This window comes from Micromonospora sp. A200 (genome assembly GCF_029893845.1).
GTDB classification, from domain to species: Bacteria; Actinomycetota; Actinomycetes; order Mycobacteriales; family Micromonosporaceae; genus Micromonospora; species Micromonospora purpureochromogenes.
In genome coordinates this window covers 1-26370 of record NZ_JARXXY010000052.1, presented here as the reverse complement: position 1 = coordinate 26370, position 26370 = coordinate 1, and the positions used below count along the sequence as shown (strand labels likewise).

Genomic DNA, 26370 nt, shown 5'->3' with positions numbered 1-26370 from the left:
GCAAGGTCGCTCATCATGCCCGCCGCCTGGTCGCGGCGGTGGCGAGGCCGATCAGCGCGGTGCGCGCGGTCTCATCGATCGACGCGGTGGCCAGCGCGGTCAGCGCCTCGGACACCCGGTCGGAGATCATCCGCTCGACCCGGGACACCGCCCCGGTGTCGGCGACCAGTTCGGCGAGCCGGGCCACGTCCCGGGCGCCGGTGACCCGGCCGGCCCGCTCCAGCGCCCGCCGCTGGCCGGGGGTGGCCAGTTGGCGGGCCAGCATCAGCAGCGCGGTCGGCTTGCCGGTACGCAGGTCGTCGCCGGCCGGCTTGCCGGTGGTCGCCGGGTCGCCGTAGACGCCGAGCAGGTCGTCGCGGAGCTGGAACGCCTCCCCGACGGCCAGGCCGTAGCGGGTGTACGCGGCGATCAGTGGCGCGTCGGCGGCGACACCGGCCAGGCAGGCGCCGAACAGCAGCGGGCGCTGGACGGTGTAGCTGGCGGTCTTGTAGCGGGCCACCCGCAGCGCCCGGTCCACCGACCAGTTCGCCGGATCGTGCTCGCCCAGCACGTCGAGGTACTGCCCGGCGATCGTCTCGATCCGCATCTGGTCGTAGCAGCGCCGCACCTCGAACAGCCGGGCCGGCGCCACGGTGGAGTGGCTGAGCAGCCGGTCGGCCCAGACCAGGCAGAGGTCGCCGACGAGCACGGCCACGGCCTCGCCGAACCGGGCCGGGTCCCCGGCGTACCCGGCGGCGACGTGCCGGGCGGCGGCGGCGCGGTGCGCGGTGGGCCGACCGCGCCGGGTGTCGGAGCCGTCCATCACGTCGTCGTGCACCAGCGCGAAGGTGTGCAGCAGTTCCAGGGCGGCGAACGCCGGCAGCACCGTCGACAGCGGCTCCGCGCCGCCGACCACCCCGCGCCAGCCCCAGTACGCGAAGGTCGGCCGGACCCGCTTGCCACCGGCCAGCACGCAGTCGCGCGCGGTGGCCGCGAAGCCACCCATCGCTCCGTCGATCTCGGTGAGTGAGCCGACCTCGGCGGCCAGGAAGGCCGCCAGGGTGTCGTCCACCCCCTTGATCAGCTCTTTCGTGAACGCGGCCAGTACGCCGCGGACCGGATCGTCCGTCGCTCCCGGCTGTGCCGGCGCGACGCGGAGCGTATTACCCGCGACTGCGTCGTTGGCCATGTCGGCGAGCGTACCCTAGGGTTACGAGTTGCGTCGATTGCTGCGTCGAATTCGAGGAGGGCCGGTGGACACCGATCTCACCGCTGCCTATGCCCGCTGCCAGGAGCTGCACCGACGGCACGGTCGCACCTACTATCTCGCCACCCGGCTGCTCCCCGCGTGGAAACGACGTCATGTGCACGCCCTGTATGGATTCACGCGCCACGCCGACGAGATCGTCGACCGCACCGAGGAGCTGCCGCCCGCCGAGCGCGCCGCCCGGCTGGACGAGTGGTCGTCGGAGTTCGTCGCCGGCCTGCACGGTGAGCCGGTCGACGACCCGCTGCTCCCGGCCGTGCTGCACACCATCGCCGTCTTCGATCTCGACCGCGCCGACTTCGCGTCGTTTCTGCGCAGCATGGCGATGGACCTGACCGTGCTGTCGTACCCGACCTACGACGACCTGCTCGACTACATGGAGGGCTCTGCCGCGGTCATCGGCACCATGATGCTGCCGATCCTCGGCAGCTCCGACCCGGCTGCGGCCCGCGAGCCGGCCCGCCAGCTCGGCATCGCCTTCCAGCTCACCAACTTCATCCGGGACGTCGCCGAGGACCTCGACCTGGGCCGCACCTACCTGCCCGACGAGGACCTGGCCAAGTTCGACGTCACCCGCGACGACCTGCTCGCCGCGAAGGAACAGGCCCGCACCACGCCGAGGATCCGGGACCTGATCGAGTACGAGGTGAGCCGCGCCCAGGCGCACTACGAGGCCGCCGCACCGGGCATCACCCTGCTCAACCCCGCCTCGCAGGCGTGCATGCGGACCGCGTACGCGCTCTACGGCGGGATCCTCGACGAGGTCGCCGCGCAGGGCTACGACGTGTTCGTCCGCCGGGCGCTGGTGCCGCAGCGCCGCCGGCTGGCGGTGGCCGCCCGGGCCCTGCTCACCCCGACCGGCAGCCCAGTCGCCGTACCCGGGCCGAGCCTGGTCTCGCGGTGAGTACGCGGACCGCAGGTCACCGAACCGCACCCGGTTCCTGCACCAGAGCCTGGGGGGAAGGCGGTGCACCAGCCGTGGCGGCTCCCCGACGACGTACGCCGGAAGCTGGACTATCCGCCGCCGCTGGAGGCGCCCGGCGCCGACCCGGTCTGGCTGCGCTGACCCGACCCGGGCTAGAGGCAGGAGTGCAGTACCTCGACCAGTTCGTCCACCCGGTCGTGGTCGGCCAGGTGGGACGTGGCGTAGGCGAAGACGTAGCCCCGCTCCGGGTCCGCCCAGGCGCTGCTGCCGCCGATCCCGCCCATGCCCCAGCTCCCGTCCGGCTCGCGCTGCATCCCCAGCGTCCAGCAGGCCCGGCGATCGAGCAGCAAGTCCGGGCCGTCGTACTGGACCCGGGTGGCCTCGGCGACCAGCTCGGGGCTGAACAGGCGTACCCCGTCGAGGGTGCCGCCGGCGGCCAGGCCCGCGTAGAGCCGGGCCAGTGCGGACGCCGTGGCGTGCAGGTTGACCGCCGGGACCAGCGCGCTCCGCCAGAGCGGGCTGTTGACCATCGTGAGGTCGAGGCCGCCGGGTGGGTTGCTCAGCGCGCGGGCCCGCAGGGACCCCGGCTCACCCAGCATCCGCACCGGCCAGGCCGGATCGCCGTACGACAGGTCCACGCACCGCCGCTGGTCCGCCGCCCCGAGTCCGAAACCCAGGTCGAGGCGCCACGGATCGGCGATCTCCTCGGCCAGGAACCGCCCCACCGACCGCCCGTCGACCCGGCGGACCAGCTCGCCCACCAGGTGCCCGTATGTCCAGGCGTGCTCGCCCGCGACGCTGCCCGGCTCCCACTCCGGGTCGGCGGCGGCCAGGTCGGCGCAGAGCAGCTCCCAGTCGGCGACCGCCTCGGCCGCCCGGGCCACCGGGAAGGTCGGCAGGCCGGCGGTGTGGTTCAGCACCTGGCGGACCGTGGCGGGGGTGCGGAACCCGGGCCAGTGGGTCGCCACCGGGTCGTCCAGGTCGAGCCGACCCCGGTCGACGAGCAGCAGCAGGCAGAGCGCCGCGACGGGCTTGCCGACCGAGTAGACGTTCACCAGCGTGTCCGGCCGCCACGCCCCGCGGCTGTCGGCACCCAGGTCGACCACCGGGTGGCCGTCGTACCAGATGGCCAGGGCGGCGCCGGTCTCCCGGCCGGTGGCCAGCAGATCGTGGAAGCAGTCGCGGACGGGGGCGAAGCGATCGGGCATGCGGCCACCGTAGGCGGTAGGAATGATTACGGGCGCGGGAATTCTGGTGGGGTTGCTGGCCGGCGTCCGGTGGCTGGGGAATGCTGACGGCATGGCGGAGCCGGAAGTGGTGGACGTGGTCGTGGTCGGGTTGGGCGTCGGCGGCGAGGAGGTGGCCGGGCGGCTCGCCGAGGCCGGCCTGAGCGTCGTCGGCATCGAACGGGACCTGGTCGGCGGGGAGTGCCCGTACTGGGGGTGCATCCCCAGCAAGATGATGATCAGGGCGGCGAACGCGCTCGCCGAGGCGCGGCGGGTCAACGAGCTGGCCGGTTCGGCCCAGGTCCAGCCGGACTGGGCGCCGGTGGCCAAGCGGATCCGCGAGGAGGCAACCGACACCTGGGACGACACGGTGGCGGTCGACCGGTTCACCGGCAAAGGTGGGCGGTTCCTGCGCGGCAGCGCCCGGCTCGACGGCCCCGGCCGGGTACGCGTCGGCGACCAGGTCATCCAGGCCCGGCACGGGATCGTGTTCGGCACCGGCACCCGGCCCTCCGTGCCGCCGATCGAAGGGCTGGCCGACACGCCGTACTGGACGAACCACCAGGCGATCGAGGTCGAGGAGCTGCCCGAGTCGCTGCTCGTCCTCGGCGGCGGCGCGATCGGGCTGGAGCTGGCGCAGGTGTTCGCCCGGTTCGGCGTACGGGTGACGGTGGTCGAGGCGGCGGACCGGGTCCTCGCGGTCGAGGAGCCCGAGTCCTCCGAGGTGGCCGAGAAGGCGCTGCGCGCCGACGGGGTGGAGATCCGCGCGGGCGTCAAGGCGGACCGGGTCAGCCACGACGGTGCCACCTTCACCGTGCACGCCGGCGACGACGCGTTCCACGCGGAGCGGCTGCTGGTGGTCACCGGGCGCCGGGCGCACCTGGAGGAGCTGGGCCTGGACACGATCGGCATGGACGCCGGGCAGCGCTACCTGCCGGTCGACACGCAGATGCGGGTGACCGACGGTGTCTGGGCGGTCGGCGACGTCACCGGTGAGGGGGCCTTCACCCACATCGCGATGTACCAGGCGGCGATCGTCATCGCCGACGTGCTGGACCGCACCCGGCACGCCGACCGCGCCCCCGACCCGAGCGGGACGGCCAGCGTGGTGGGCGGTGCGATGGGCGCGGCCAGCGCGGTCGGCGGCGCGATGACCGCGACCGGCCCGAGCGGTGCCGCCGGTACCCTGCCCCGCGCCGACTACCGGGCGCTGCCCCGGGTCACCTTCACCGATCCGGAGGTCGGCGCGGTCGGGCTCACCGAGCACCAGGCCCGCCAGCGCGGCATCAACGTGCAGGTCGGCATCGCCCAGCTGTCGTCGTCCGCTCGCGGTTGGATCCACAAGGCCGGCAACGACGGCTTCATCAAGCTCGTCGCGGACGCCGACCAGGGCGTGCTGGTCGGCGCGACCTCCGTCGGCCCGGCCGGCGGCGAGGTGCTGTCGGCGCTGGTGGTGGCGGTGCACGCGGCGGTGCCGTTGAGCCACCTCCGACACATGATCTACGCGTACCCGACGTTCCACCGGGCGATCGAGGACGCCCTGCGCGACCTCAGCTGACGGTGCCGTGGCGGCCGGCGCCGGCGGCGAACCGGGCCGCGCCGGCCGCCGCGTCCGCTTCCAGCGACCGCATGCCGTACGCCAGCTCGGTGGCGAGCGCCTCCGGCTCGGTCAGGCCGGCGGTGGCGAGCACCGACGCGCGGTCGTTGCGCAGGCAGGTCTGCGGGTGTCGGGCGATCTCGGCGGCCAACCGCTCGGCCTCCGCCCGCGCCTCACCCGGCGCGACCAACCGGTTGACCAACCCCATCGCGTACGCCTCCTCGGCGGGCACCGGGCGGCCGGTGAGGATCAGGTCCATCGCCCGGCTCTCCCCGATCAACCTCGGCAGCCGGACCGTCCCGCCGTCGATCAGCGGTACGCCCCAGCGCCGGCAGAACACCCCGAGCACCGCGTCGGACTCGGCGACCCGCAGGTCGCACCAGAGCGCCAGCTCCAGGCCGCCGGCCACGGCGTACCCGGAGATCGCGGCGACGACCGGCTTGGACAGCGACATCCGGGTCGGACCCATCGGGCCGTCGCCGTCCGGCTCGACCCGGTTGCCGCTGGGCGTGCCGATCGCCTTGAGGTCGGCGCCGGAGCAGAACGTGCCGCCGGCGCCCCAGAGCACCGCGACCCGGGCCTCCGGGTCGGCCTCGAAGGCGCGGAACGCGTCGGCGAGCGCCCGCGCGGTGGGACCGTCGACGGCGTTGCGCGACGCCGCCCGGTCGAGGATCACCGTGGTCACCGGTCCGTCGTGCGTGACGTGTACGGCCATCGGCACAGCATGCCGCCCGGCGGCGCCGGCACGCCAGGGGCGACCGGCGCCCGATGGGCCGCTAACATCGCCGACGGCAACGATCATGCGAGGTGCCCCGCGTGCGCGGGGAGAATCGGGAAGCCGGTGGAAATCCGGCACGGGCCCGCCGCGGTGACCGGGGAGCCACCGTCCACGCGCGAGAGCGCAGCCACTGGCCGTACGGCTGGGAAGGCGGGCGGCCAGGCGTCGATCCGGGAGTCCGAAGACCGGCCTCGCGTCGACCGCCCACCCGTCCGGGGTGGGCCTTGCGCAGCGGGAGCCTGCCGTGGACCTCTACACCGCCATCCACCGTCGCCGGGACGTCCGGGCCGAGTTCACCGGGGCGCCGGTGCCGGACGACACCCTGCACCGCGTCCTCGACGCCGCGCACGCCGCGCCCAGCGTCGGCTACTCACAGCCGTGGGACTTCGTCCTGGTCCGGGACGCCGGGCTGCGCCGCCGCTTCCACGAGCACGTCCGGACGGAACGCGACACCTTCGCGGCCACCCTGTCCGGCGAGGCGGCGGCACGGTTCGCCCGCATCAAGATCGACGGTGTGTTGGAGTCGACCCTGTCGATCGTGGTGACCTACGACCCGTCGCGGGGCGGCCCGGCCGTGCTGGGCCGGCACGCCATCGCCGACGCCGGCCTCTACTCGGTCTGCCTGGCCATCCAGAACCTCTGGCTGGCCGCCACCGCCGAGGGCCTCGGCGTCGGCTGGGTCTCCTTCTACCGGGAGCCGTTCCTGGCCGACCTGCTGGCCATTCCCGCGGGCATCCGGCCGGTGGCCTGGCTCTGCGTCGGGCCGGTGACGCACCTGGAGAAGGTGCCCGACCTGGCCCGGCACGGCTGGCGACAGAAGCGCCCGCTGGCCGAGGCGCTGCACACCGATCGGTGGGCTACGGAGCGTGGGTGACCGTGGGCAGGTCCAGCCAGGAGGCCAGGGCCGCCAGTTCGGCGTCCACCGCCGCGGTGACGGCGGGGTCGAACGGGACGTCCTGGTGGATGGCGTGCACCCGCAGGACCCCGGCCGGGCGGTCGGCCGTGGCGTCCACCTTGCCGACGAGCCGGTCGTGGTGCAGCACGGGCAGCGCGAAGTAGCCCCAGCGGCGTCTCGCCTTCGGCAGGTACATCTCCAGGACGTACTCGAAGTCGAAGAGCTCCCGGGCCCGCTTCCGGTCGTGGACCAGCCGGTCGAAGGGCGACAGCAGCGCGGTACGGCCGGCGAACGGCTGACCGAGGGCCGCCGGGTCCACCCGCCACCCGCCGGCGGTGCCCTCGACCTGCGCCGGTTCACCGGCCTCCCCGACGACCGACGCCCGGGCGATGCCCAGCGAACGCAACCGCCGCTCGTCGCGCGTCCGCCGCGCCTCGTCCACCGGGACGGCCGTCGTGCCGGCCGGGTAGACCCGCTCGGCCAGGTCCCACCGACGTTGCCGGCCGACCCGGTCGGCGATGGCGATCTCGCCGCGGGCGGCGAGGAGCTCCAGCATCTGTGTGACGTTGCGGTTGTTCGTCCAGCCGGTCGACGGCCAGGGCACCACGCTGGTGTCCGGCACCTCGCGGGACAGCAGCGGGCCGGAGGCGCGCAGCAGATCGAGCACGTCGCGGCGGAAGGAGTCGTTGGCTTTCAGCCAGGCGCGCCGCCGCGGATCCTCCGGACACGTGGCCATCTCGGCGAGGTGGAGCCCGAGGTCCGCCATTGGACGCACCATCGCCAGGTGCTGGAACTGCTCGAACGCGGTGCGGTCACGCTCCACCGCCTGCCGCAGGTGGGCCGGCGCGTACCCGGCGCCGAGCCGGGTCCACGCCACCAGGTCGGCGCTGGGCGCCACCGCCGCCGTCGGGTCCAACTGCAGGAACGACAACCGGTCCAGGACGGTCAAGAGGTCCGTCGCCCGGTGCGCGTCGAGCAGCTGGGCCCGGACGGCGATGCGCCGAGCCTCACGACGATCGATTCGATGAAGCCGCATCAGGCGAGGCTACTCAGAAGTCGTCGTCCAGGCTGACCTCACCGCCGACCGCCACCTGGTACGCGGACACCCGCCGCTCGAAGAAGTTGGTCAGCTCCTGCACGTCCTGCAACTCCATGAACGGGAACGGGTTCGTCGACCCGTACGCCGGCGGCAGGCCGAGTCGGGCGAGCCGGGCGTCCGCCACGTACTCCAGGTAGCGGCGCATGTCGGCGGTGTTCATGCCCGGCAGGCCCTCCCCGCAGAGGTCCCGGGCGAAGGCCAGCTCGGCCGTCACCGCCTCGTCCAGCATGGTCCGCACCTCATCCGCCATCGCCTCGTCGAACAGCGACGGCTCCTCGGCACGGACGGTGTCGACCACCGAGAAGGCGAACTCCATGTGCATCGACTCGTCCCGGAACACCCAGTTGGTGCCGGTGGCCAGCCCCGAGAGCAGCCCGCGCGAGCGCAGCCAGTAGACGTAGGCGAAGGCGCCGTAGAAGAAGAGGCCCTCCACGCAGGCCGCGAAACAGATCAGGTTGAGCAGGAACGCCCGCCGCTCCGCCCGGCTCTCCAGCCGGTGCAGCCGGCCGATCGAGTCGATCCATCGGAAGCAGAACTCCGCCTTGTCGCGGATCGACGGGATGTGCTCGACCGCCGCGAACGCCTTCGCCCGCTCGTCGTGGTCGGGCAGGTAGGTGTCGAGCAGGGTCAGGTAGAACTGGACGTGCACCGCCTCCTCGTAGAGCTGGCGGGAGAGGTAGAGGCGGGCCTCGGGCGCGTTGAGGTGCTGGTAGAGGTTGAGCACCAGGTTGTTCGCCACGATCGAGTCGCCGGTGGCGAAGAACGCCACCAGGCGGTGGACCAGGTGCCGCTCGCCGGCGGAGAGCGTGGCCAGATCGGGTACGTCGGAGGCCAGGTCCACCTCCTCCACCGTCCAGGTGTTGCGGATGGCGGCCCGGAACCGCTCGTAGAAGTCCGGGTAGCGCATCGGTCGCAGGGTCAGGTCCATGCCGGGGTCGAGCAGCATCGTCACTGGCAGGCCTCGCAGATCTCGGGGTTCTCCAGCGAGCAGGCGACCGCGTCGCTCTCGCCGAGGGACAGGGTGAGCAGGGCCGGTGCCGCCGGTCGCGGCGAGGGCACGGGTACGGCGGCCGGCGCGGCGGCGACCGTGGTCTGCGCGATCCGGGTCGCCGGCCGGGACCGCAGGTAGTAGGTGGTCTTCAGGCCGGCCCGCCAGGCGTACGCGTACATCGAGGAGAGCCGGCCGATGGTCGGGCTGGCCTGGAACAGGTTGAGCGACTGCGACTGGTCCACGTACGGGGCGCGGGCGGCGGCCAGGTCGATCAGCGCCTTCTGCGGCAGCTCCCAGGCGGTGCGGTGCAGCGCCTTCAGCTCCGCCGGCAGGTCCAGCTCCTGCACCGAGCCGTCCGCCCGCTTGATCGCGTCCCGGGTCTGCGGGGTCCACCGGCCCAGCCGCTTCAGGTCGGCGACCAGATGCCGGTTGACCTGGAGGAACTCCCCGGAGAGGGTCTCCCGCTTGAAGACGTTGGAGACCAGCGGCTCGACGCACTCGGCGCAGCCGGCGATCGAGGCGATGGTGGCCGTCGGCGCGATCGCCACCAGCAGCGAGTTGCGCAGCCCGTGCCGGGCCACCTTCTCCCGCAGCGCCGCCCACGCCTCCGGCCGGGTGGGCCGGGCGTCCGGCCAGTGGTCCGGGTGCAGCACCCCGCCGGCCGCCCGGGTCAGCGGGTACGCCGGGTGCGCGCCGCGCTCCGCCGCCAGGTCGGCGGAGGCGTCGTACGCGGCCAGGGCGACCTCCTCGGCGATCCGGGTGGACAGCGCCAAGGCCTCCGGCGAGTCGAACGGCAGCCGCAGCGCGGCGAAGACATCGGCCAGCCCCATCACGCCCAGCCCCAGCGGCCGCCACCGCCGGTGCGCGGTGGCCGCCTGCTCGGTGGGGAACCAGTTCCGGTCGATCGCCCGGTCCAGCGCCCCGACGGCCAGCCGGACCGTAGCGGCGAGCTTGGCGAAGTCCACGGCACCGTCGACCAGGTGGGCGGCCAGGTTGACCGAGCCGAGCGTGCAGACGGCCGTCTCGTCGTCGCTGGTCACCTCCAGGATCTCGGTGCAGAGGTTGGAGTGGTGCACCACGCCGCCGCCCGCGCCGACCTGGTTGCAGGTGCGGTTCGCCGCGTCCTTGAACGTCATCCAGCCGTTGCCGGTCTGCGCCAGGGTGCGCATCATCCGGCCGTACAGGGTGCGGGCCGGCAGCGTCCGGACCGCCCTGCCGGCCGCCTCCGCCGCCCGGTACGCGGCGTCGAACTCCGCGCCCCACAGGTCGACCAGCTCCGGCACCTCCTTCGGGTCGAACAGCGACCAGTCGGCGTCCGCCTCGACGCGGCGCATGAACTCGTCGGGCACCCAGTTGGCCAGGTTGAGGTTGTGCGTACGCCGGGCCTCGTCGCCGGTGTTGTCTTTCAGCTCCAGGAACTCCTCGATGTCGGCGTGCCAGGTGTCCAGGTAGACGCAGGCCGCGCCCTTGCGCCGGCCGCCCTGGTTGACCGCCGCGACGCTGGCGTCGAGGGTGCGCAGCCAGGGCACGATGCCGTTGGAGCGGCCGTTGGTGCCCCGGATCAGCGACCCCCGCGAGCGCACCCGGGACCACGAGATGCCGATCCCACCGGCGAACTTGGACAGCCTCGCCACCTGCGTGTAGCGCTGGTAGATCGAGTCCAGTTCGTCGCGCGGCGAGTCGACCAGGAAGCAGGAGGAGAGCTGCTGGTGCCGGGCGCCGGCGTTGAACAGCGTCGGCGAGCTGGGCAGGTAGGCCAGCCGGGACATCAGCCGGTACAGCTCGCCGGCCTGCTCCACGGTGTCGGAGAGGCCGGTGGCCACCCGCAGCCAGAAGTGCTGCGGCCGTTCCAGCACCGCCCGACTGCGCGGGTGGCGCAGCAGGTAGCGGTCGTGCAGGGTGCGCAGTCCGAAGTACTCGAAGGCGTCGTCGCCGGCGTGGTCGACCAGGGCGTCGAGGGCGGCGGCGTGCGTCGCGACGAAGCCGGCGAAGCCCGGGTCCAGCAGGCCCTCGGCGTACGCGGCGGCGGCGCTGTCGCTGAAGCTGTCGATGCCCTGGTCGGTGGTCTCGTCGGCGATCCGCCCGGCGAGCAGGCGGGCGGCCAGCCGGGCGTACCCGGGCTCCTCGGCGGTGAGCCCGGCCGCCGCCGCGATGGCCAGCCGGGTCAGCTCGTCGGTGTCCGCGCCGGCGGTGCGGCCCGAGGAGACCAGGGCGAGGATCCGCTCCGGGTCGGTGTCGGGCAGGTCGTGGTGGTGTCGGTGCAGCAGGTCCCGCAGTGCCCCGACCGGGGGTGGGGCAATGGTGGATGACGCCGTCACGTGCTCTCCTGGGTGGTCGGTGTGGACCGCGGGAGGGCACGACGGCACGCCGGATCGCCACCGGTCGGTGTGCCGGCGGTGCTCCGTACGGCTCGACGGCCCTCCCACGAGGCCCCGAGGTGGTCCGCGTGCCCGGTGGGCACGCCCTGCTGGCAGGTCTTCGGACTCGCGGGCAGACGCGTCCGGCGCGTTCGCCTACTGGCCGTCGCTTCCCGGGCCCCGTCGGGCCCAGTGCTCGTGACGGCGGTCGTTCCCGCTCACCGCTGCGGGGCAGTCCCGGATTCGCACCGGGTTTCCTGTTCGGCGCGACGCCTGGCGGACGTCGACGCCTGGCGGACCCTTGGGGGGGTCGCACCAGCAGTGAAAGTGATCCTAGATGTAGTGGGTCGCAAAAAGCCAACACACCATATGCTGTGGGCGTGTCGCGTCGGAGAGAAAATCTGCGCCGCGTACAACCTGGACGGTGCCCGACCCCGTCAGCGGGATGAATGGTCACGGACGGGGTGGGTGGATGCGGGCGGACCTGGAACAGGAGTACGTCGAGTACGTCACGTCGCGGCTGCCGGCGCTGCGCCGGATCGCCTGCCACCTGACCGGGGACGCGCACCGTGGCGACGATCTCGTCCAGAGCGCCGTCACCCGGCTCTACGTCGGCTGGCGGCGGGCCCGCGAGGCGGACAACGTCGACGCGTACGTGCGTACCGTGCTGGTCCGGGTCTTCCTCGACGAGAAGCGCCGGCTCTGGTCCCGGGTCCGCCTGGTCGACACGACACCCGAGCCGGCGCCCGCCCCGACCGGCGACGCGGTGGAGGACCGGGAGCTGCTGCACGCCGCGCTCGCCCAGGTGCCGCCCCGGCAGCGGGCCGTGCTGGTGCTGCGCTTCCTGCACGACCGGCCGGTGGACGAGGTGGCCGCCACCCTCGGCTGCACCGCCGGCACGGTCAAGAGCCAGACCTCGCACGGCCTGGCCAGCCTGCGCCGGCTGCTCGGCACGGGCGCCTACGCGATCACCGGAGAGGGGATGTGATGGAGGAGAAGCTGCTAACGCCGCTGCGGGACGTAACGCTCCCGCCGTCCGCCGTGGACCTGCACCGGGCCGTACGCGACGGGCGCCGGCAGGTGCGGCGGCGGCGGATCGCCGCGACGGCCACCGCCGGGCTCGCGGTGGTCGCGGTCCTGGCCGCCGCCCCGGCGCTGGTCGGCCGGGCGGACCGGTCGACGCCGGTCACCCCGGCGATCACGCCCTCCCCGACGGCGACCGCCGCGCCGATGCCGGCGACCGCGCCGGCCGCCTTCGACCCCACCCGGCAGTACGCCGAGTTCGGTTGGGTTCCCCCCGTCATGACCGACCGGACCGTCCGCACCGGAACCGACCAGCTCGCGCTGACCGCGTCGGCGCCGCAGACGTCACCCCGGCCCGTCAAGGACGCGCCCGCGGCCGAACTTCGGATCGTCCCCGCCGGCAGGGACATCGCGCTCGGCATCGACCGGGACTTCGCCGTGGCCGCCGGCCGGGCGGGCTCCGCCGGCCTGGAGCCGGCCGAGCCGGTCAACGGACGGACCGCCCGCTGGAACGCCAACGCCACCGTCGAGCCCCGGTCCGCCGCGCTGCGCTGGGAATACGCCCCGGGCGCCTGGGCCGAGGTGATCGTGCGGCACATTCCCGAGAGTGCCGGCGACCCGCGCGCCGTCGCTCGGCGGATCGCCCTCGACCTCCGCTACGCCGTGGACTGGCCGATCCGGCTGCCGGTGCGCTTCGCCACGCCCCCGGCCGACCTGAAACCGATGGCGTACCGGGTCAGCGTGCGGTCGAGCGGGAGCTGGGAGGCCGAAGTCTCCTACGGCAACGGCAGGCGGACGAGATACGGGGACTGGCCGCTGGTCGTGCTGGTGCTGCCGCTCACGTTCCCGGCCGGCGACGGGGTGATCGCGCCGCCCGACTCGAAGATCGACGGCCACCCCGCCCGCCGGCGCTCGTCGGTCGACGGCGGCGCCAGCCTCCAGGTCTACTGGGTCCAAGGCCTCTACCTGGAGATGACAGCACACGACAAGGCCGCCCTGCGCAAGCTCGGCGGCAACCTGGACGGCCTGTTCCGCAGCGCCACCCTGCAGCCCGACGTGGCGAAGTGGCGCTGATCCCGACCGGGTGGCGGAATTCGTCCCCGCCGCCCGGTTTGCGACCGCATCTGCCGGGAAGTCGGGGAACGTGCGAGCGCTGATGAACAAGATCGAGCAGAACGCCGCGCTGGACCCGGTCGGCGACCGGCTCCAGCGGACCGTCCAGTCGACCCTGCGCGGGCAGCGGGTCCGTGACCTGCTGCACGGCGTCTGGCTGGGCCATCCGCTGCACCCGGCGATGGTGCAGGTGCCGGTGGGCGCGTGGATCAGCGCCGCCGTGCTGGACCTGCTGCCCGGCCAGCGCAAGGCCGCCACCACCCTGGTCGGGCTGGGTACGGTGAGCGCCCTCCCGGCCGCCGTCGCCGGGCTGAACGACTGGGCCGCCCTGGCCCGGGACCAGCGCCGCGTCGGGCTGGTGCACGCCGCCTCCAACTCCGTCGCGCTGGTGTTCTACGCCAGCTCGCTCGCCGCCCGGATGCGCGGCCGGCACGGCTTGGGGCGGGCGCTGGCGTACCTGGGGTTGAGCGCGGCCAGCACCGGGGCGTACATCGGCGGGCACCTGGCGTACAAGCAGGGTGCGCAGGTCAACCAGAGCATCTCCGAGCTGCACCGGATGACCGACGAGTGGAAGCCGATCGCCGACCTGGCCACGCTGCCGCAGCGCGAGTTGATCACCCGCGAGGTGGACGACGTCTCGGTGATCCTCTACCGGCACGGCGACGACGTCACCGTGATGCTGGAGCGCTGCCCGCACCAGAGCGGCCCGCTCGGCGAGGGCGAGGTGCAGGAGATCGAGGGCCACGCCTGCGTGGTCTGCCCCTGGCACGGCTCGACGTTCCGGCTCAACGGCGGCGAGGTCGTGCACGGCCCGGCCGCCAACGACCAGCAGCTCCTGCCGACCCGGGTGGTCGACGGAATCCTCCAGACCAAGCTGCCCTGAGGAAAATCTGACGTCGTACTAAGCCGCTCGCGCCGCCCGGCCATCCGGAGCGCTTCAACCGGTCACGCGCCCAAGCCAGCACGTCGGACCGCGCGAAGCTGTTGCAGCTGGCAGCGGCACGCGACCCGAGCAGGGCAGATCACGTCCCGGCAGGACGGTCACGCCCCGGTCAACCGGGCCAGCGTCTCTTTTGCCACACGGCGCAGGGTCACCTCGTCCGAGCCGCCGACCCGGGCCCGCAGGTCCGGGTCGGCAACGAACTCGTCCACCTCGGTGAACAACCGCTCCAGCGATCGCGCCACCGCCTCGCCGTGCAGGTGCGGGTCGTACTTGAACAGGTTCAGGTAGGCGACCTCGAACTCTGCGGCGGTCAGCCGACCGTCGACGAATGCCCGGATCACCGCCAGGTGCGGATACACCGTGGGGGAGAGCGCGGTGGCCTCCCACCATGCGTCAGCCGCCGCCACCCAGTCTCCGATCGCGCTCGACGTACTGCAGTTGCTCCGGACTCATCTTCCAGCCCGAGACGAAATCCCCAGTCGCGGCCACCTGGATGACCACCTGCCTGGTCGTTGGGTTGTAGTGGAGGATGGCCGGCACGTCCGGCATCCTGGTGTAGATGCCACTGATGTGCAGCGTATCCGGTGCCGCGACGAAGGTATGCAACGCCGCCTCGAACGCGTCGAAGCCGGCCACCCCCTGCGGCAGGGTCACTCCGAAGTCCGGCGCGTGCTTGTACTTCTTCTGCATCTGCGCCCGGGTGGTGACCAGGTCCGGCGGCGAGATCGTGAAGAAGACCACACTCATCTGGTTGTAGTCGCCGGCGGTGCCGCCGGTCTCCAGGTAGAACCGACCGTGGTATCCGAAGAGCGGATTGGGGGTCCGCATGCAATCCCACGGCACGTTCACCGTCACCTCCACCGGCACCCGGGCGTACACGTCTGGCTCGGGTGCGGGTGGAATCAGCGTCACGTGGTCCGGTCCCGGCGCGTCGAGTCCGCGGTCGCCCTCGCAGTAGACGCCGCCGCGGTAGTGCACGGGCAGCGGCGCGTCTATGACAGCCTGCAACTCGGCTTCCAGCTCGACCTCGCTGCCCAGCCTGATCGCCTTTGGGTTGACGTCGTCGACCCTGAGCACGTACGCCAGGAATGGGCCATCTGCCGCATCTCGGGCCGCTGCCGCCATCGGCGCCATCAGACCGGTGATCGCCAGCACCATCGTCAGGACGCCGCACAGCCGTGGCAACCACCTCGGTGTCATTCGCCCCCCTCCCTTCGATATGGACATACGTCGATAGTTTGGTCGTTGTCGCGGCCGCTCTGCCCCTGACGTCCGGCCAGCCTTTACGCACGTGCGGGCTGGCGGTGACAACGGCAGCGGATCAGTCACGGCGGTGGCGAGCGCGGGCGGCCGCGACGGCTGCCCGGACCGGGCGGCGGCGCAGCCCCAGCACCGCGCCGATCTGCGCGCCGACGATGCTGGCCACGGCGAGCACCGCAGAGACCGCCAGCGGCCGGTTCATCCCCTCGTCGTCGGTGGCCCGGGACGCCCCGGCCGCCATCGCCGGCGGCGCCCCCGCCGGCCGTTCCACCTGCGGCGGCATGGTCTGCGGCGCCGGCTGACCCGGCGTCACGTCAATTCCGCCCGGTCCGACCTGGCCGCCCGGGGTGCCCGGCCCGGCCTGCTCGTCGGGGACTGGCGTGCTGCGCGGTGGCTGCTTCGGAGACGCGGCCGGCGGATGCGGCGACGGCTTGCGCGGCGTCGACGGGCCCGCCACCAGCCGGCCGGTCGCGTGGTTGCGCACGCCGTCGTCCTCGGCCCGCGCCGGCAGCTTGATCAGCTGTCCCGGCCGGATCCGGTCGGCGTCCTGCAGCCGGTTGAGCCGGGCCACCTCCCGGTAGCGGTCGAAGTCCTCCAGGTAGCGCTCCGCCACCTCGCCCAGATAGTCGCCCCTGGCGACCCGGTAGACCGGCGGGGCCGGCTGCGGCCGGTCAGCCTCCGCGCCGGCGCCCTCCGGGACCGCCCCCGTCGACCCGACCGGCGGTGCCGCGAGGACCACGGTCGCGCCGGTCGCCGGCATTGCCGCGCCCATCGCCACGTGCCCGGTGCCGGCCGTCGGCGGGTACGTCATGGCCGCCGCCGCGCTGGCCGCCGGGCTCGCCGCGATGATCAGCGCGACCGATCCGACCAGGGCCGCCGCGGCCCGCTGCTGCCGGCTCATCCCGGGCAGCCGGGGCGCGGGTCGCCGCGTCGCCTGCGCCGCCAGCTCCACCAGTACGGAGAAGGCGAACGTCGCCCAGCCGAACCAGCCGACCACGGCCAGCGCCCGCAGGAACAACCGACCGTCGTCGCGGCTGGTCAGCGCCGTGCCGACTTCCGCCAGGGTGGGCAGGTGGTCGGGCAGCGGATTGCCGGCGAAGGCGAGCAGCGCCACCGGTGCGCCCACCAGCAGCGCGACCAGGACAACCAGCGACCCGAACCCGGTGAGCAACTGGCCGGTCCGCCGAACGGCGGAGCCACGCGATGCGGTCATGGCGGCCTTCCCTTCCTACGGTGCCTCGGTGATAGCCCGCGCGGTGGCCTCACCCGAGACGGTGACGGTGTCGTCCATGCCGAAGAGGCCGAGCATGTGCCGGCGGTAGGTGACGGTGACGCGTACCCGGATCTGCTTCTCGCCGCCGACCACGGGGAAGCTCACCGAGTGCCCGGTGGCGCCCGCCGCCGAGAGGTAGTCGCGGACGGCCGCCCGCGCGTCGCCCTCGTCGATCTCCTTCGGGCCGCCCTCGATCGCGCGAGCCCGGTCGACGGCCTGGCCGCCGCTGCGGGCCGCCTCGGCGGCGAGGTTGTCGGCGCGTTGCAACGACCGGAGCTGGCCGGCGCCGTCGTACGCGAGGCCGATGACCGCGAGCACGCCGGTCATCGCGACGGCCAGGAACAGGCTGACCCGCCCCTCGTCGCGGCCCGTCATCCCCGGCTCCGGTAGCGGTCCAGCGGGGAGGTGAAGGTCGCCGAGGCGGTGGTGCGCAGCGGCATCCCGGGCAGCGCCGGCAGCCGCAGGTCGCGGTGGGACACCACGCAGGTCACCGAGACGGTCACGCTCGCCGGTTGCCCGGCGGGGCTGCGGTACGCCGCGTCGAAGCTGGTCGACCGGCCGCGCACCGAGCCGCTGAAGGTCATCCGGGGGGCGCCGGCGCAGTTCAGGCGCCGCCAGTCGAGCTGGCGGCGGACGGCGTCGCGGGCCGCGTCGCGGGCGGTGCCGGCGTCCCGGGAGATCGAGGCGGCCCGGGCGGCATCGTGCGCGGCCGCCTCCACCGTCTCGTCGGCGATCGCGGTGCGCCCGGTCACCCCGGCCAGCACGATCAGCGCGATGAACGCCGGGGCGAGCACGGCCACCTCGATGGAGACCGAGCCCCGGGCGCGGTCGTCCGCGGCGGCGCTCACGGGTTCGTCCAGCGTTCGACGGTGCCGTGCGCGGTCTGCCGGACCCGGAAGCTGACGCCCGGGATGACCGACAGGGACCGGCCGGTGACCGTGCAGGTGACCTCGGTGGCCCCGGTGACGCAGGTCGGCCCCGGGCTGTCCCAGCCGACGAGCCAGTCACCGGCCGCGCCGAGGAACCGGGTGGCCCGGGCCTCGCCCGCCCCGTCCGGCGCCTGGAGCACCCGCTGCGCGTTCACCCCGCTCTGCGCGGCGTTCAGCGCGGTGGACCGGGCGACGAACCAGGCGGCCACCTGGACCGAGGCGAAGAGCAGCACCAGCACCGCCGGCATGACGACAGCCAGCTCGACCGGGTTCGCGCCCCGTTCCGTACCCCCGGCGGCGAGCCGTCGCAGCACGGCCCGCACGGCGAGCGGCACGGCCCGACCGGCCACGCCGTTCTGGTCGGCCCGGCCGGGCCGGGTGGCCTGGTCAGGCTCTGCGGCGTGGCCGGACCGAATCGTGTAGCCCGGCCCGGCGGTGTCCGGGGCCGGGACGGCGCGCGCGGTCCGGGTCGCCGGTCCGGGGTGCGGACGGCCGGAGGCGCCCCGGGGCCGGGCGGTCGGGGCCGCCCGGCCGGTCCGCGGTGCGTCCGGCCAGCTCATCGGAGGGGTCACGGCGCGGTCGGGACGCTTTCCATCCAGTTCCGAGCCCGCGCCATCACCAGACCGGTGACCACGAGTGCCGCCGCGACCAGACCGAAGATGATCACCGCGGTCGGCACCGGGCTGTCGCCCCGGTCCCCCTCGCGGCGCAGCTCCGCCAACCGTGCGGCCAGCGTGGCGTGCAGGTAGGCGATCAGTTGCATGGCGTGCTCCTTGTCGGGGTGGGGACCTACAGGCGGGCCACGAACGGGTAGAGCATGAAACCGAGCAGGACGAAGACCAGCAGCGAACCGGGGATGTCCAGCCGGCTGGTCACCCCCTCGGCGCGGGCCAGGTTGTCGGTACGGATCTGGTCCCGCAGCGAGTCGGCACGACTGCGCAGGGTCTCGTGGACCTGCGCGCCCTCGCTGCCGGAGGAGCGCATGATCGCCCCGACGTCGCCCAGCTCCGGGATGCCGATCTGCTCGGCCAGCTCCTGGAGCTCGTCCCAGGGCGAGTGCATCTGCATCTGCGCGATCCGCAGCGACTCGCGGATCCGGTCGAAGACCCAGCCGTCGCAGACCGCCGCCGCCCGTTCCAGCGACTGCACCGGGCCGTGCGCCGCCGACAGTTGCAGCGCCACCAGGTCCAGGTAGGTGCAGACGGCCGCGCGGAACTCGTCGCGCGCGGCGTCCGCCCGCGCCAGCACCGCGCGGTGCGCCAACAGCCCGCAGACCAGCGCCATCCCGATGCTGCCCAGCACCGGTACGACCACCGGCAGGCGTACCCCGCCGAGGAAGAGCACCGCCCCCAGCACGGTCGGAGTGGCCAACCCGATCAGGGCGGAGACCAGCACCGACAGGGCGTACTGCTCGGGGGTCTTGTCGATCAGCGCGAGCTGCCGGTGCGGCGGGCTGAGCCAGCGGGAGAAGCCGCCCAACCAGTCCGGGCCCCGGCTCGGGGCGACGGTGCCCGGGGGCTGGTGCAGCCGGCGCAGCGCGGGGCCGAGCGCCGGGGCGGCCGGCAACGCCTCCCGGACCGCCAGGAACAGTCCCAGCCCCACTGTCGCCCCGCCGAGCACGGCGATCGCGAGCTGCCAGTTGACGATCACGCTACCGCCTCCTTTGGGTCGGGGGCGGGGAGGAAGCGAGCCGGCGGCGGGGGCTGGCTCATCGACCGCACCCAGATCAGCAGCCCGACGAAGGCCGCGCTGAGCACCGCCATCACCAGCTGCCCGAAGACCGTGCCGTACGGGCGGACGTACTCGGTGTTCAGCAGCCCGTACGCCAGCACGGCCAGGGTCATCCCGGTGAGGAAGCGGACCGCGAACCGGGGCTGGGTGCGCTTGGCCTCCACCTCGCGCCGGGTGCCCACCTCGGCGGCGGCGGCCGAGGCGATCGACCCGAGCACGTCGCCGAGGCGTTCGCCCCGGTCGGTCAGGTGCAGGATCAGCGCGGCCACCACCTGGTCGCAGACCGGATCGCCGATCTCGTCGGCGAAGGCGAGCAGCGCGGTACGGGCCGTCCAGCCGGCCTGGAGGCGGGCGGCGAGCAGCCGTACCTCCTCCTGGATCTCCTCCGGGACGGTGGCGATGGTGCCGATGATCGCCTGCTGGAGGCCCTGGCCGGTGGCGGAGACGTCCTTCAGTCGGCGGGTCCACTCGCCGACCGCCTCGATCCGGGCGATCGCCCGTTCCTCGGCCCGGCCCACCGAGAACAGCCAGGGCACCCCCGGTACGGCCACCGCCACGATCAGCCCCACCACCGGCAGCCCGGTGAGCAGGAAGGCCAGCGCGCCCGCCGCCCCCGCCACCGCCAGCCGGACCTGGTGCGTTCGCTGCGCGCGGCGGCCCGCGCCGGAGCCCAGCCAGAGCCGGCGCAGCCCGCGCCCGGCCCCCGGCGCAGAACGGGCGGGTGCCCGGGTGCCGACCAGCGCGACCACGGCCAGCACCAGGCCGGCGACGCAGGCCGCCCCGGAGACGACGGCGATCAGCTCGATGTTGGTCACCGGACCGGCTCCGTTCGCGGCTGCGGGGCTCGCAACCCCGGCGCACTCCGCGCGCTCACCGGAGCGCTCCCGTCCATCCCCGAGCCGATGCGCGCGCTCACCGGCGCACCGCCGGGCCCAGTCGGCTGTGCCGGGGGCGGCGCCAGGCGCCGGTGCCGGCATCGATGAAGCGGGTCAGCAGCCGGGCGTCGTAGCCGACCCGCAGCAACTGGTCGCGGATGCGTTCCGGCAGGTGGCGGGGGACGGCTCGGCCGTCCGGGCCGGGGCCGAAGACGCTGGTGGTGACGATCCGGTTGCCCTCGCCGACCCCGATCACCTCCTCCACGTGGGAGACGAACCGGTGCTTGCGCCCGCCGATCGCGGTCTCGTCCTCGACGGTCACGTAGACGATCAGGTCGAGGGCGTTGCCGGCCATCCGGCGGGCCTGGTCGACCGTCATCTCCCGGCCGTGGGCCAGCGCCAGCTCGATGATCCGCTCGCTCACCCCGGCCGGGGTACGGGCGTGGATGGTGCACATCGAGCCGCGGCTGGTGGTCATCGCCTGGAGCATCGGCACGATCTCCCGGGACCGGACCTCGCCGACGATGATCCGCAGCACGCCCATCCGCAGCGACACCGGGATCAGGTCGGCGATGCTCACCTCGCCCGCCGGTCGCCCGTCCATCCCGCGCTCGCCGTGCCCCTCGCGCGACTCGAAGCTCATCACCGCCCGGTGCTTGCGACCCCGGCGGGCCGGCAGCAGCTCCCGGCTCTCCTCCAGCAGCACGTACGGCTCGTCGGGCGGGATCTCGTCCATCAGCGCCCGGATGACCGTGGTCTTTCCCGCTCCGGCCAGCCCGGCGACCATGATGTTGAGCCCGGCCCGCATGGACGCCCGCAGGAAGTCGCGCAGCAGCGGGTCGATCATCTCGTCCAGGTCGGGGCGGGAGCCGGCGATCTCCTCCAGGCTGACGTCCAGCGTGTTGTGCTTGCGGATCACCGCGTACGGGCGGTGGCTGACCAGGAACACCGCCGCGAGGCGGCTGCCGTCGGGCAGTTGCAGGTCGAGCGTCGGCTTGGACGTCGACAGGGACCGCTCGGTCGCGCCGGCCCGGCGGGCCGCCGCCTGGAGGATCTCCACCAGCTCGTCGTCGCTGTCGGCGATCGGCTCGACCCAGTCGACACCCCCACCGTGCCGGGTGATGCGCACCTGGTCGCAGCCGAGGATGTGCACCTCCTCGATGGTGTCGTCGACCAGCAGCGTCTGGAGCCGGCCCAGCCCGACCAGCTCTGCGGTGACCTGGTCGAGCAGAATCCGCTCCTCGTCGGCGGCCATCGGGGTGCCGGCCCGGCGCACCGAGTCGGCGTACCCGGAGACCACGGCGACCGCGAGCCGGGCGCGCTCGACCTCCTCGGCGTTCGCGTCGAACTCCCGGCCGCGCTGCCACTGCGTGAGCCGTTCGCTCAACTCCCGGCGCAGCTCGCGGACCACCGCGAAGTCCACCCGCGGTCGCGGCGGCGGGGTGGGCGTGGGCGGCGCGACGGGCGGCGCCGGCTGGTGGTGCCGGCCGTTCACCGGGGGCAGCGGCGGCATCGTCGAGGTCGCCGCCGGCTGCTGACGCGGGTCGTGGGAGACCGGCTCAAACCGCATGACGCGCCTCCCCGGGCCGCTCACACCACATCCGGCACCTCCTGGGCGGCGGGCCAGGCCAGCCGGGCCCGGCGGCGGTCCAGCAGCGCCCGGACCGGCACCTCGAGCGCGCCGGCCGCGCGCATCAACGGCCGCCCGGCGCGTACGGTGCCGCCGAGGCTGAGCACCTCGGCGGCACGCGGGTCCGCCGGCAGGGTGGCGATCACCGGCACCCGTAGCGCCTTGCTGATCTCGCCCTTGCCGTGCCCGTCGCCGACCACCAGCAGCCGCAGCGTGCCCGGGGGCACCCGGTGCTCGGTGAAGTCCCGTTCGATCGCCCGGATCATCGACCGGGTGGCGGAGAGATCGGGCAGCTGCGCCCGGGTGACCAGCAGCACCACCCCCGCGGCCCGCAGCACCGGCCACGGTGGACCGGCCACCTGGAGCCGCCCACAGTCGACTATCACGTCGTACGGCGGCTGGCCCTTCTCCAGGCTGCCGAAGAAGTCGGCGAAACGCTGCCAGAGCGGGCTGACGCTGCCCGCCTGGGCCGGGTCGACCACGCCCGGCAGCAGCAACCGTTCCCGGCGCGGCGCGTCCAGGTCGACCAGCTGCGACCAGAAGGCGGTCTCCAGGTTGCCGTCGCGCAGCTCGCCGACGGCCAGTTCGCCGATGCCCCGGGGACCGTCCAGCGCGCCGCCGAGGTAGCCGGCGAGGATGGTGCCCCCGGCCGGGTCGCACTCGGCCAGCACCAGCCGCCGGTGCCAGCTCAGCGCGCAGGCCAGCGCGGTGGTGGTGACCCCGGGCGAGCCCTTCGCCGAGACCAGCGCGATGATCGCCATGGTCAGGCCGCCTTGACCAGCACCAGGGCGATCCGCTCCTGGGCGGCCAGCACCACCACGGCCGGCACGTCCCGGACGGGCAGCGCCACGTAGACCACCACGTCGTCGTTCTCCGGGGTGGCCGTGTCGATCACCGTGCCGGTGAACCGGGTGCCCGGCGCCTGGCTGTCGTCGTTGTCGGCGGGGGTGCTGACCAGCAGCACCTTGTCGCCGGGATGGAGCTTGCGGGCGGGCACCTGGCTCTGCTTCAACCCGAGCGCGATCTGCTGCTGACCCTCGCCGAGCAGCGGGGCGTCGGTGAGCTGCCCCATGGTCAGCAGCGTGCCGGGGGTGAGCGACACCGCCGCCCGCTTCCCGACCACCTCGTCGAGCTTGCCGGCCGGCACCGGAGAGAGCCCGGCCCCGCCGGAGACCTGCACGCTGACCAGGTCGTCGGCGCTGAGCTGCCGGCCGACCTCGACCGGGCGGGCGATTGCCAGGTAGCTGCCGGTGGCCCGGACCGAGGTGACCGCGAAGGCCGCGCCGAGGCCGCCCAACGCGATCAGCAGTACCGCCAGCCCCAGCAGGCCGGGGCGGGTCCGGCGCTGGCGGAGCACCTTCGGCGGGGCGACGGGCGCGTCGACCGGGGCGCCGTTGCGGGTGACCAGGCTCATTGGGTAACCACCTGAAGCTCGTCGATCTCGATCGGGGTCGTCCCGCTGGTCCGGGTCTGGGCGATCACGCCGCTCTCGCCGCCGCCACGCCAGGTCACCGACCAGTACGTGGTGGCGCTGACCCGGTAGGTGCCGGCCTTCGGGTAGCCGGAGTCGTAGCCGCAGTCCGGCGAGGTCTTCCCCGCGCGGGGCCCCTTCGGCTCGTACGGGGTGCCCTCGTCGGCGCAGGTGACCTTGACGCCGTTGCCCATGGTCCAGACGATCCGGTCGACCTTGGCGGTGATGTCGACCCGCAGGCCGCGGTCCTCCGCTGCGGCACTGATCGGCCCGAAGTAGTTCGCGCCGGGGCTGGCCCACATCCAGACCGGCAGGCCGACCAGGCCGGGGCCGGTGTTACGGCGGGGTGCCACCGCGATCCGGGGCGGCAGCAGCGAGATCGACGCCAAAGCGCGGCGGGCCAGCTCCTCCGGGTCGGGTGGGGTGCCGTACCCGGGCGGCGGCGCGTCGCGCAGCACCACGGTCTGGCTGCCGAGGTCACCGCCGTTGCAGGTGCGGACGTACCACCTGGTGCCCTCGGGGGCCTCGGGCTGCGGCTCGGCCAGCTTGTAGTAGCAGCCGTCGGCGTTGTTGAACCAGCCGAGGAACTCGTTGTAGCAGGGCAGCGGCTTGCCGTTCCACTGGCACTTCGGGGTGGTGCCGCCGCCCGGATCGCCGCCGGTGTCCCCGCCGCCGCCCGGATCGCCGGGGGTGCCCGGGTCGTCGTCCCAGATGCTGCAGTCGTTCTGCCCGGGCGGGCACTGCGGCCCCGGCCCCTCGGCGGCCGCCGGCACCGGCGCGGCCAGCGCGACCAGCAGGGCGAGCAGCGTCGCGGCGAGCAGCCGTCGGGGCGTCCCGGCCCGGGGTCCGCGGGCCGGGACGCACCCTCCTCCCCAGGTCAGCACGGCTGGTCCTCGTGGGCGGCACCGGAGCTGATCAGCCAGCGGCCGTCCGGGTACCGGGTGGCGGTCGCGGTGGCGAGGTGGCGGCCACCGCCCGAGCCGGGCACCACCCGCCGGTCCTTGGCGTACACCAGTCGGTAACCGGTGGCGTCCAGGCAGTCCTGGATCTCCACGGTCGGCGGGACGGCGTCCAGGCTGACCGAGGTGACCGTGGGGTCGGAGCGCAACGTGCCGGTGCGGATCGCGCCGTGCGTCCGGGCCTGGCCGATCGCCACCCGGACCCGGGTGAGCAGCGGATCGGCCAGGAAACGGGTGAGCGCGGGGTGGCGGGGGTCGCTGTCGCGGCTCGCCTCCCGGGACGCGGTGAGGTACCCGGAATAGGCGGCGAGCGCGGCCTGCTCGGCGGCCCGTTCGTCCTCGGCCGAATGCCGGGGCTCGGCGGCGGCCTTGCGGGCGGCGGGCCCGGCGGCCGTCTCCGACCCGCCGCCGCAGCCGGCGGTCGACCCGACCACCGTGGCGATGACCAGGCAGGTTGTCCATCGGCGGGGATGCCGTGTACGCAACGCCGTGCCCTCCTCGGTGCCACCCGGCGGCCCGTCTCCGGTGGCCTCCGGGCATGCGCCAGCGCGCCCGGATGATGCCGTCCGGACCTCGATTTACCGCTGTCGCATTTACCTGTGCGGATCTTCTACGAAATGGTGGAACCTGATGTCTCGGGTGGCCTCCGACGCTGTTGACGGGGGTTGCGCCGTACCCAAGGGGCGAGCATAGGCTCACGTCCGCCGATGCAACAGAGGCAATTCATCCGAACACGTTGGGTGATGAGTGGAGGTGGTCAGGGGTGGCCGAGGGCGAGTCCGGAACGCCGGGACGGGTTGCCGCACCCGGTCGGGCCGTGGGTGCCGACGGTCGGCCGGGCCCACCCGCCGATCCGGCAGTCGGGCCGGAAGATATGGCACCTGTCGATGCGTCTCGCCCGATCCGTCCCCTCGTCGAAATAACCACGAGAGGGGATTCCCGCGAATTCGACGGCCCGGCCGACGCAAGCTGTCCACCACCACCGCCAGCGGTGGATCATCACCCGGGCCGGGGCGGGAAATCACTCTCCGTACGCGTCCTCGCCGCCCTGGCCGTGACCCCGGTGCTCCGGCTCGCCGTCGCCCGGTACGCCGTACCGGTGGGCTCGCCGGCGCGGGCCGGCTGCGACGGCTGCGGCGCGCCGATCGGGCTCGGGGGCCCGGGGCTCGGCCCGGCGGCCCGGTGTCCGGCCTGCGCGGCCCGGATCGGCGCGCCGCCGGGCAGTGTCGAACTGGCCGCCGTCGCGGCCCTGGCGGTGCTGGTCCTCACCGAGGCGACCCTCGCCGAGCGGGCCGCGCTCGCCTGGTGGCTCGGCTGGGCGGTGCCGCTGGCGCTGGTGGACCTGGCCGTGCACCGGCTGCCCGACCGGCTCACCTGGCCGGCTGCGGCGGGCACGGCCACGCTGCTCGCGGTGGCCGCGCTGACCGGCCCCGGACCCGGCCCGTGGCTGCGCGCCCTGACCGCCGGGGCCGCGCTGGGGCTGGCCTTCGCCGCCAGCACGCTGCTGCTCGGCCGGCGCGGCTTCGGCCTCGGCGACGCGAAGCTGGCGCTGAGCGTGGGCATGCTGCTCGGCTGGTACGGCTGGCCGGTGCTGGTCGCCGGGCTGCTGCTCACCTTCGCCCTCTCGGCGGTGGTCAGCCTCGCGCTGCTGCTGGCCCGCCGGGTCAGCTGGTCGAGCCACCTCCCCTTCGGCCCCTTCCTGATCCTCGGCACCTGCACCGCCCTCCTTCTCCCCACCTGACCCACCCACCCCCGGCCCGCCGGCCTGCCAACCCACTCGGTGATCAAGAGGTTTGCGTCAGGGAGAGCCCTTTCCCGAGACGCAAACTTCTTGATCACCGGCGGTCTGGTCGAGCCCGTGGGCCGGCCGAGCTGCCGCCGGTCGAGCCAGCCGCCCGCTGGCCGAGAGCCGGCGATCGGCCAACCATGATCGGGCCGGTGGCGGGGCGGCCGGGTGGGGTCAGACATCCCAGGAGCTTGGATGTCAAGCAGCGGCGGGTTGGGTTCGGTGTGACCAGGCGGTTGTCTGGTCGTAGCGGGTGGCGGTCT

The 26370-nt window shown here is 73.9% G+C and carries 27 protein-coding genes and 2 riboswitches; of the genes, 7 read left to right on the top strand and 20 right to left on the bottom strand.

Annotated features, from left to right (window positions below; genetic code table 11):
• Positions 1-13 precede the first annotated feature (13 nt).
• The gene (locus tag M2302_RS30615) at positions 14-1168 is read right to left on the bottom strand and encodes a polyprenyl synthetase family protein (protein ID WP_280841284.1); all 1155 of its coding nucleotides are present in this window, start codon (positions 1166-1168) and stop codon (positions 14-16) included.
• Between the two features lie 64 nt (positions 1169-1232).
• Here M2302_RS30615 and M2302_RS30610 point away from each other — a divergent pair, with 64 nt between their 5' ends.
• Entirely contained in the window at positions 1233-2150 is a 918-nt protein-coding gene (locus tag M2302_RS30610; protein ID WP_280841283.1) for a phytoene/squalene synthase family protein, read from the top strand.
• 173 nt (positions 2151-2323) lie between these two features.
• Here M2302_RS30610 and M2302_RS30605 read toward each other — a convergent pair whose 3' ends face one another.
• Positions 2324-3379, bottom strand: a complete 1056-nt coding sequence (locus M2302_RS30605) for a serine hydrolase domain-containing protein (RefSeq protein ID WP_280841282.1) — start codon at positions 3377-3379, stop codon at positions 2324-2326.
• A gap of 91 nt (positions 3380-3470) precedes the next feature.
• Here M2302_RS30605 and M2302_RS30600 point away from each other — a divergent pair, with 91 nt between their 5' ends.
• Positions 3471-4955 (top strand): FAD-dependent oxidoreductase, encoded by a 1485-nt coding sequence (locus M2302_RS30600; RefSeq protein WP_280841281.1) that lies wholly within the window; start codon positions 3471-3473, stop codon positions 4953-4955.
• Here the strand turns inward: M2302_RS30600 and M2302_RS30595 are convergent.
• Positions 4948-5709, bottom strand: coding sequence for a crotonase/enoyl-CoA hydratase family protein (locus tag M2302_RS30595; protein WP_280841280.1), 762 nt, complete (start codon positions 5707-5709; stop codon positions 4948-4950). The genes M2302_RS30600 and M2302_RS30595 overlap by 8 nt on opposite strands.
• A gap of 73 nt (positions 5710-5782) precedes the next feature.
• Positions 5783-5981: riboswitch (cobalamin riboswitch) on the top strand.
• Between the two features lie 35 nt (positions 5982-6016).
• Here M2302_RS30595 and bluB point away from each other — a divergent pair.
• Complete coding sequence (gene bluB, locus M2302_RS30590) at positions 6017-6646, top strand: 5,6-dimethylbenzimidazole synthase (RefSeq protein ID WP_280841279.1); 630 nt, start codon at positions 6017-6019, stop codon at positions 6644-6646.
• Here the strand turns inward: bluB and M2302_RS30585 are convergent.
• The 3 genes from M2302_RS30585 to M2302_RS30575 are packed head-to-tail and all read right to left on the bottom strand — an operon-like array spanning position 6630 to position 11000.
• Positions 6630-7703 (bottom strand): crosslink repair DNA glycosylase YcaQ family protein, encoded by a 1074-nt coding sequence (locus M2302_RS30585; protein ID WP_280841278.1) that lies wholly within the window; start codon positions 7701-7703, stop codon positions 6630-6632. The genes bluB and M2302_RS30585 overlap by 17 nt on opposite strands.
• 13 nt (positions 7704-7716) lie before the next feature.
• On the bottom strand, positions 7717-8712 hold the full coding sequence (locus tag M2302_RS30580) for a ribonucleotide-diphosphate reductase subunit beta (protein WP_280841295.1): 996 nt from the start codon (positions 8710-8712) through the stop codon (positions 7717-7719).
• Positions 8713-8714: 2 nt separating this feature from the next.
• On the bottom strand, positions 8715-11000 hold the full coding sequence (locus M2302_RS30575; RefSeq protein WP_280841294.1) for a ribonucleoside-diphosphate reductase subunit alpha: 2286 nt from the start codon (positions 10998-11000) through the stop codon (positions 8715-8717).
• A 229-nt stretch (positions 11001-11229) separates the two neighbouring features.
• Positions 11230-11376: riboswitch (cobalamin riboswitch) on the bottom strand.
• A 210-nt stretch (positions 11377-11586) separates the two neighbouring features.
• On the opposite strand from M2302_RS30575, the gene M2302_RS30570 reads away from it, so the two are divergent.
• The 3 genes from M2302_RS30570 to M2302_RS30560 all read left to right on the top strand — a co-directional run bounded on the left by M2302_RS30570 (position 11587) and on the right by M2302_RS30560 (position 14133).
• Positions 11587-12102, top strand: coding sequence for a SigE family RNA polymerase sigma factor (locus M2302_RS30570; RefSeq protein ID WP_280841277.1), 516 nt, complete (start codon positions 11587-11589; stop codon positions 12100-12102).
• Positions 12102-13211 carry a hypothetical protein gene (locus tag M2302_RS30565; protein WP_280841276.1) on the top strand — a complete coding sequence of 370 codons (1110 nt, stop codon included), beginning with the start codon at positions 12102-12104 and terminating at the stop codon, positions 13209-13211. Before M2302_RS30570 ends, M2302_RS30565 begins: the two co-directional genes overlap by 1 nt.
• Positions 13212-13293: 82 nt before the next feature.
• Positions 13294-14133: a Rieske 2Fe-2S domain-containing protein gene (locus M2302_RS30560; RefSeq protein ID WP_280841275.1), complete on the top strand. Its 840-nt coding sequence runs from the start codon at positions 13294-13296 to the stop codon at positions 14131-14133.
• A gap of 158 nt (positions 14134-14291) precedes the next feature.
• Here M2302_RS30560 and M2302_RS30555 read toward each other — a convergent pair whose 3' ends face one another.
• The 14 genes from M2302_RS30555 to M2302_RS30490 form a co-directional block, all read right to left on the bottom strand.
• Positions 14292-14600 (bottom strand): colicin immunity domain-containing protein, encoded by a 309-nt coding sequence (locus tag M2302_RS30555; protein ID WP_280841274.1) that lies wholly within the window; start codon positions 14598-14600, stop codon positions 14292-14294.
• The gene (locus tag M2302_RS30550; RefSeq protein ID WP_280841273.1) at positions 14587-15351 is read right to left on the bottom strand and encodes a colicin D domain-containing protein; all 765 of its coding nucleotides are present in this window, start codon (positions 15349-15351) and stop codon (positions 14587-14589) included. The genes M2302_RS30555 and M2302_RS30550 overlap by 14 nt, the downstream gene beginning before the upstream one ends.
• A 163-nt stretch (positions 15352-15514) precedes the next feature.
• Positions 15515-16666: a LysM domain-containing protein gene (locus M2302_RS30545; RefSeq protein ID WP_280841272.1), complete on the bottom strand. Its 1152-nt coding sequence runs from the start codon at positions 16664-16666 to the stop codon at positions 15515-15517.
• A gap of 15 nt (positions 16667-16681) precedes the next feature.
• Entirely contained in the window at positions 16682-17101 is a 420-nt protein-coding gene (locus M2302_RS30540) for a hypothetical protein (RefSeq protein ID WP_280841271.1), read from the bottom strand.
• Positions 17098-17574 carry a TadE/TadG family type IV pilus assembly protein gene (locus M2302_RS30535; protein WP_280841270.1) on the bottom strand — a complete coding sequence of 159 codons (477 nt, stop codon included), beginning with the start codon at positions 17572-17574 and terminating at the stop codon, positions 17098-17100. The genes M2302_RS30540 and M2302_RS30535 overlap by 4 nt, the downstream gene beginning before the upstream one ends.
• Positions 17571-17990, bottom strand: a complete 420-nt coding sequence (locus M2302_RS30530) for a pilus assembly protein (protein WP_280841293.1) — start codon at positions 17988-17990, stop codon at positions 17571-17573. Before M2302_RS30530 ends, M2302_RS30535 begins: the two co-directional genes overlap by 4 nt.
• A 233-nt stretch (positions 17991-18223) precedes the next feature.
• Positions 18224-18418 carry a hypothetical protein gene (locus tag M2302_RS30525; protein ID WP_280841269.1) on the bottom strand — a complete coding sequence of 65 codons (195 nt, stop codon included), beginning with the start codon at positions 18416-18418 and terminating at the stop codon, positions 18224-18226.
• 26 nt (positions 18419-18444) lie between these two features.
• Positions 18445-19302, bottom strand: coding sequence for a type II secretion system F family protein (locus M2302_RS30520; RefSeq protein WP_280841292.1), 858 nt, complete (start codon positions 19300-19302; stop codon positions 18445-18447).
• Positions 19302-20201 carry a type II secretion system F family protein gene (locus M2302_RS30515; protein ID WP_280841268.1) on the bottom strand — a complete coding sequence of 300 codons (900 nt, stop codon included), beginning with the start codon at positions 20199-20201 and terminating at the stop codon, positions 19302-19304. The genes M2302_RS30520 and M2302_RS30515 overlap by 1 nt, the downstream gene beginning before the upstream one ends.
• Before the next feature lie 97 nt (positions 20202-20298).
• The gene (locus M2302_RS30510; protein ID WP_280841267.1) at positions 20299-21831 is read right to left on the bottom strand and encodes a CpaF/VirB11 family protein; all 1533 of its coding nucleotides are present in this window, start codon (positions 21829-21831) and stop codon (positions 20299-20301) included.
• 20 nt (positions 21832-21851) lie between these two features.
• Complete coding sequence (locus tag M2302_RS30505; protein ID WP_280841266.1) at positions 21852-22652, bottom strand: ParA family protein; 801 nt, start codon at positions 22650-22652, stop codon at positions 21852-21854.
• Positions 22653-22654: 2 nt separating this feature from the next.
• Positions 22655-23305 carry an SAF domain-containing protein gene (locus M2302_RS30500; protein ID WP_280841265.1) on the bottom strand — a complete coding sequence of 217 codons (651 nt, stop codon included), beginning with the start codon at positions 23303-23305 and terminating at the stop codon, positions 22655-22657.
• Positions 23302-24246 carry a hypothetical protein gene (locus tag M2302_RS30495; protein ID WP_280841264.1) on the bottom strand — a complete coding sequence of 315 codons (945 nt, stop codon included), beginning with the start codon at positions 24244-24246 and terminating at the stop codon, positions 23302-23304. Before M2302_RS30495 ends, M2302_RS30500 begins: the two co-directional genes overlap by 4 nt.
• Positions 24240-24806: a hypothetical protein gene (locus M2302_RS30490; RefSeq protein ID WP_280841263.1), complete on the bottom strand. Its 567-nt coding sequence runs from the start codon at positions 24804-24806 to the stop codon at positions 24240-24242. Before M2302_RS30490 ends, M2302_RS30495 begins: the two co-directional genes overlap by 7 nt.
• A gap of 506 nt (positions 24807-25312) precedes the next feature.
• Between M2302_RS30490 and M2302_RS30485 the strand changes: the two genes are divergently transcribed.
• Positions 25313-26062 (top strand): A24 family peptidase, encoded by a 750-nt coding sequence (locus M2302_RS30485; protein ID WP_280841262.1) that lies wholly within the window; start codon positions 25313-25315, stop codon positions 26060-26062.
• Positions 26063-26370 lie beyond the last annotated feature (308 nt).